Genomic DNA, 5237 nt, shown 5'->3' on the forward strand with positions numbered 1-5237 from the left:
AAAATTCGCCAAGCTCTCTTTGCTTACGTCATAAAAAGTTAAATTGACGGCGCCTATCCAACAAATCCAGAGCATCATCCAGTGCCTTGATTTCATAAACATAAGCAAAAGAAAATAATACAGCAATACGTCTATCATCAGGCATTCTTGCAATCGACGGTGCCCACGACACAGTGACATATCTCGCTAGGTGATTAATCTTTGCTTTCGGAATATTGCTAATATCTATTTGGCCTATTCCCAGATCACGTATACACTGATAACGTCGAAAAGCTTTCACTAATCCTGTGCTGCTGATGTGCGTAGGCCCCTTTTTTAATTCATCAAGTTTACTGTAGCGACTTCCTTTTGGAATCAGCAATAAATTTTCCAGTTGCTCTTTACGATTATTATTCACCAATAAGGTCAATCGTTGCCATAATCGCTTTGATGCTCTATCTCGAACCTTTGCTATTAAAATGGTTAAGGTACTGATGCCTGGCAAAATAATTTTTTTGTTAATAAGCCATAATTGTTACGGCTCGCGTTTATAACCCACTCGGCTCGCAATCGTCGCATTTTTTAGCCCACATTAATTGCGACTATAATTTAATTTCGGCTCACTTTAAATGCCTCTATAAAATTTCTGGCCCAAATTAACTGCGAATGAGCCCACTTTATTTGCCACTGAAATGTTGCTCCAAGCTAAGTTCAAATAGAACTTTTTCCTCTAATTTTTCTGGGTTCGGTAATGAATTCTTTAATTGTTCCTGAGCATTCTTCCTAAATCACTTCTGAAGTGGTACAGTAAAACTGGTCATGAAACAAGCACTATAACTGCTTGCGCGCGATTTAGGGGATAAATAAGAGGGAGTTACAATGAGAGCATTGAGTGGTTTTGTGTTGTTAGGGAGCGGCCTGTTTTGCGCGAGTCATTATGTATATGCTGGAGGCGAAGGGGTTTCAAATGTCTTTTCAGACTTGCGTCCTTTTGCTGGAATTGCCCTTGGTGCTGAATTTATTCGCACGGGTCATGCGCAGACCTTGAGTTTACTACCTCCCTTTTCAAATCATTATACAAATAACACTTCTTTTCAAAGCAGCGGCTTACTGGGATTGGGATTGGGGATAGAGCGAGGGCTCACAGAGCAGCTCTCCTGGCAATTAGGCCTATCGGGCTATTTTAACACCGAGGTACATAGCAAGGGCCACGTATGGCAATTTGCCTTACCGGAATTTGATAATTTTATTTATGACTACCGTATCCAATCTAAACGCTTGATGGCGACAGGGAAACTGTTGGGAACGGTTAAACAAACCATACACCCTTATCTGTCTTGCGAGTTAGGTGCAGGCTTTAATCGTACGAGCGCTTATACGGAAACTCCGCTAATTATTGAGGCATCTCCTATGGCGCCCTTTAGTGACCGCACTCAAACATCGTTTGCCTGGGGAGTGGGGGCAGGGGTGGATGTGGATATCAATACAATGCTTCGTTTAGGTCTAGGGTATCAATTTGCGAACTTAGGCAAGGCCTCACTGGGCTTAAGTCCTACGCAACTCACCCAGCAAACGCTTGGCTTGCCTCATTTATACAGCCAAGAAGTTCGCTTCCAACTGACCGCCTTTATTTAGGGATGAATCACATGAAGAAGACTATTCAATTGATAGTATTAGGCTTAGCCTTGAGTTGTACTGTGCTCGCACAAGCTGCGAAACCTGTTTTTTTAATTACCCCCGTCACCAAAGCGCCCAGCACGATTTATGCGGGCCAAACCGTTACGACAACTTATAAAGTCACGAACAATACGCCTTATGCCTTAGATGGCAATGGAGTCAGTGGATTGCCTGCCGGAGTGACTCAAGCAGGAGGGAGCTGCAATGTCTCTTTTAATTTAGCCTCAGGAGCTAGCTGTACGCTGACCTTGCAGATTGTCGCAGATAAGTTGCGTGGTGATGTACGCGGCGGCCCCAAAGTATGTAATACCTTGAGTCATCCCATCTATTGCTCCATACCTTCATTAGGTAACGAACTCAATATGACTAAAAGTAACAATCCGCCGCCAGTCACATTATTTACCATTGGAGGCACTATTTCTGGTTTGACTGCCAGTGGCCTGGTATTGCGTAATAATGGAGCGGATGATTTAACGGTGCCTTCTGGCGCCACGTCTTTTGAGTTTGCAACACCGGTTGCTTATGGTGATGGGTACAATGTAACGGTTGCGACTCAGCCTGCGGGATTAACCTGCACGATAAGCAATGGCATGGGTACGAATGTTACCGCTAATATCAATAATGTGAGCATCACCTGTAATGCCACTACCTTTACCATTGGCGGCAGTATTACGGGTCTGAATGCTGCAGGTTTGGTATTGCGCAATAATAATGATACGGCTACTGATATCTCTATTACTTCTGGCGCGACTGACTTTGAGTTTGCCATACCGGTTGCTTATGGTGGTGGATATGCGGTGACCGTAGCGACTCAACCTACAGGATTAATCTGTACGGTGAATAATGGCACGGGTACGAATGTTACGGCTGATGTGACCAATGTGCAGGTTGATTGCTATACCGTAGGTGATGCTTTTGGCGGTGGGGTGATTTATCGTATAGATGGCAGCACGGCTTATATCTTAAGTCTTGCGGATGTTGCTACATCCGTAACTTGGGGGCCATTCACTGATGTAACTACCAGTGCGAGCAATACATTTGATACCTCTACAGATAACACCTACACCTTATTAGAAGGCCCAAGCTTCCCAGCCGCCGAAGCATGTCGTAGCTATAGTGCGGGAAGCGGAGCGGGTACCTGGTTCTTGCCAGCACAAGATGAATGGCCCTTGATAGTTGCAAATATAACGACTATTAACGCCAACTCAGGAGTTAGCGGGTTCACCCAGTTCACCACAAATAGTGAGTATTGGAGTTCTTCGCAGTACGGCCACCTCAATGCGTTTACGCGGTTGTTTACCGGCCCTGCTTCGAGTGACGAGATCATCGACCTTAAGAGCTTTCTTCTTAGGGTTCGGTGTGTTCGGGCTTTAACTATTTAACCCTTTAACTATTTATTGTTCAGACCGCTTTAGCGGTCTGAACATGATTTGAAATCAAAAGGATTGCGGTATTATGGCACTGTATTATGACTTACCGGTATATCGAGATACGTATGCGATGCTTTTAAAGCTGTTTCAATTCACTAAAGAATTTCCCAGGGAGTATAAATACAGCCTGGCGGATAATATGCGGCGCGATGCATTACAGCTCGTGCGCTCCATTTATCGGGCCAACAAATCAGAAAGCAAGCGCGCGGAATTAGAACTGTTTATGGATAATTTTGAATTATTGAAATTGGAAATTCGACTGTGTGTTGATATGAAGCTCTTGCCTATAAGGCAACAAGCCGTGCTAAGCGAGCTCATGGAGCGCATTGGTCGCCAAATTACGGGTTGGCATAAAGCCAGCGCGTAGTAAGCCGGAGTTACTGGCGTTACGGCGTCAGTGAGCGAGCATATTTTGATTAAAAGCGATGAACGGACTGGTGCATGTATTGGGCAGTTAAATCGTATTGCAACAAGGCGCCTTGCTGCAACCAAAACACGTTCATAAGGCAGCTGGTAGTGAGTATTGGAGTTCTACGCAGAACGACAACAACAATGCGTTTACGCGGTTCTTTACCGGCCCTGCTTCGAGTAACGAGAACAACAACAATAAGAACAATCTTCTTAGGGTTCGGTGTGTTCGGGGTTTTAATCAAAAGTACATTCTTACATACGGACCATTACTATGGTCCGTACTTTTTAGGATATGGAGTAGTAATGCAACAGTACTCTTTATTGCCTTTGTTTGATAGCTCATTAGAGATGGAGTCGAGAATTGACCTTCCTGAGTTATTTGACGCTTATGCTGCATGCAGGCGTACCAAGCGCAACACAATCAATGCAACGGCTTTTGAGATGGATTACGAGCATAATCTCCTGCAGCTGGCTCATGAAATCAATAGTGGCAGTTACCAGCCAAGCAGGTCAATTGCCTTTGTGCTTAACAAGCCAGTACAACGTGAAATTTTTGCAGCTGATTTTCGTGACCGCGTGGTTCATCACTGGGTTATTCATAAATTGAATCCCTTGTTTGAACAGGCATTTATTTATGACAGTTACGCCTGTCGTATAGACAAAGGGGTTCATTTTGGTATTGGGCGCGTTGATAGGTTTATCAGGAGATGTTCGGGTAACTATACTCGAGATTCCTATATCTTAAAACTGGACATCCAGGGATTCTTCATGGCGATTAATAAAGCCATTTTGGCATCACAACTGAACTCGTTTATTCAGCACCAGTATCATTTGCCCGACCAGGCGTTGCTGCTGGAGCTTTGCCATAAAATTTTAAGATACGAGCCCGTCAAAAATTGTTTTATTAAGGGGCGTCGCCGTGATTGGCAGGGTTTACCACCAGACAAAAGCCTATTTCATTCCAAGCCGGGCTGTGGGCTGCCGATTGGTAATTTAACCAGCCAGATATTTGCCAACTTCTACCTAAACCCCTTCGACCATTTTATTAAGCATGATCTTGGTGTGCGCTATTATGGGCGCTACTGTGATGACTTTGTCCTGGTACACCAGGACAAAGATTATCTCAATACGCTAGTCCCGCAAATTGCTGATTTTCTTAAGGCAATGCTTGGCTTGACTCTGCATCCTCGCAAGATTTATTTGCAACATTACAGTAAGGGCGTTAATTTTCTTGGAGTGACTATCAAGCCGAATCGCATTTACGCTGGCAAGCGCATTAAAGGAAATTTTTATGACGCAATTGCGCGTCATAATCACTTAACGCGCGAATGCAAGCCGACCAAGGAGGAGCAGGCTGCCTTTTTGTGCAGTATGAATTCTTATTTAGGGATAATGAAGCATTACAACACTTATGGCTTGCGTAAAAAGATGCTCATTAAGCATTTGTCCGTGTGGTGGTGGAATTTGATGTATTGTAGCGGTGGCTTCGTCAAATTAGTATCCAAACAAAGAACCGTTCGCTATTAAATTGGTTCGTTTTTGGTGCCAGTTCATTGTTATTTTAAGCAACTTCGTCTTGTATCATCAAAATAGGTCGAAACCTAAAAACCACCAGAAAAACGCTCGTTTTTTTGGTGGTTTCTTTTTAAGTTAAAAATTCACCAAATCAAACCAAATAACCCATGGAGAAAATCAAGATAAGCTGATAGACTAATTTAGTGGTTTTCTTGTTAAGGCATA

General features: G+C 43.6%; 6 protein-coding genes. 4 read left to right on the forward strand and 2 right to left on the reverse strand.

The features are described 5' to 3' along the window. Nucleotides 1–28 precede the first annotated feature (28 nt). On the reverse strand, nucleotides 29–484 hold the full coding sequence (locus Q0495_RS12965; RefSeq protein WP_298627024.1) for a hypothetical protein: 456 nt from the start codon (nucleotides 482–484) through the stop codon (nucleotides 29–31). Between the two features lie 374 nt (nucleotides 485–858). Between Q0495_RS12965 and Q0495_RS12970 the strand changes: the two genes are divergently transcribed. The 3 genes from Q0495_RS12970 to Q0495_RS12980 all read left to right on the forward strand — a co-directional run bounded on the left by Q0495_RS12970 (nucleotide 859) and on the right by Q0495_RS12980 (nucleotide 3453). Further along, the gene (locus Q0495_RS12970; protein ID WP_298627026.1) at nucleotides 859–1614 is read left to right on the forward strand and encodes a hypothetical protein; all 756 of its coding nucleotides are present in this window, start codon (nucleotides 859–861) and stop codon (nucleotides 1612–1614) included. Between the two features lie 11 nt (nucleotides 1615–1625). Beyond that, entirely contained in the window at nucleotides 1626–3038 is a 1413-nt protein-coding gene (locus tag Q0495_RS12975) for a hypothetical protein (protein ID WP_298627027.1), read from the forward strand. A 73-nt stretch (nucleotides 3039–3111) separates the two neighbouring features. Continuing rightward, nucleotides 3112–3453, forward strand: a complete 342-nt coding sequence (locus Q0495_RS12980) for a four helix bundle protein (protein WP_298627029.1) — start codon at nucleotides 3112–3114, stop codon at nucleotides 3451–3453. Nucleotides 3454–3502: 49 nt separating this feature from the next. On the opposite strand, the gene Q0495_RS12985 is transcribed toward Q0495_RS12980, so the two are convergent. Continuing rightward, nucleotides 3503–3739: a hypothetical protein gene (locus Q0495_RS12985; RefSeq protein WP_298627031.1), complete on the reverse strand. Its 237-nt coding sequence runs from the start codon at nucleotides 3737–3739 to the stop codon at nucleotides 3503–3505. Between the two features lie 61 nt (nucleotides 3740–3800). Between Q0495_RS12985 and Q0495_RS12990 the strand changes: the two genes are divergently transcribed. Continuing rightward, on the forward strand, nucleotides 3801–5024 hold the full coding sequence (locus tag Q0495_RS12990; protein ID WP_298627033.1) for a reverse transcriptase/maturase family protein: 1224 nt from the start codon (nucleotides 3801–3803) through the stop codon (nucleotides 5022–5024). Nucleotides 5025–5237: the final 213 nt, after the last annotated feature.

It is taken from the genome of uncultured Legionella sp. (genome assembly GCF_937871865.1).
Taxonomy (GTDB): domain Bacteria; phylum Pseudomonadota; class Gammaproteobacteria; order Legionellales; family Legionellaceae; genus Legionella.

What these genes read in the sequence shown, in the direction of transcription:
- Q0495_RS12970 (WP_298627026.1), top strand. Translation starts at nt 859, where the DNA reads ATGAGAGCATTGAGTGGTTTTGTGTTGTTAGGGAGCGGCCTGTTTTGC.
- Q0495_RS12975 (WP_298627027.1), top strand. Translation starts at nt 1,626, where the DNA reads ATGAAGAAGACTATTCAATTGATAGTATTAGGCTTAGCCTTGAGTTGT.
- Q0495_RS12980 (WP_298627029.1), top strand. Translation starts at nt 3,112, where the DNA reads ATGGCACTGTATTATGACTTACCGGTATATCGAGATACGTATGCGATG.
- Q0495_RS12990 (WP_298627033.1), top strand. Translation starts at nt 3,801, where the DNA reads ATGCAACAGTACTCTTTATTGCCTTTGTTTGATAGCTCATTAGAGATG.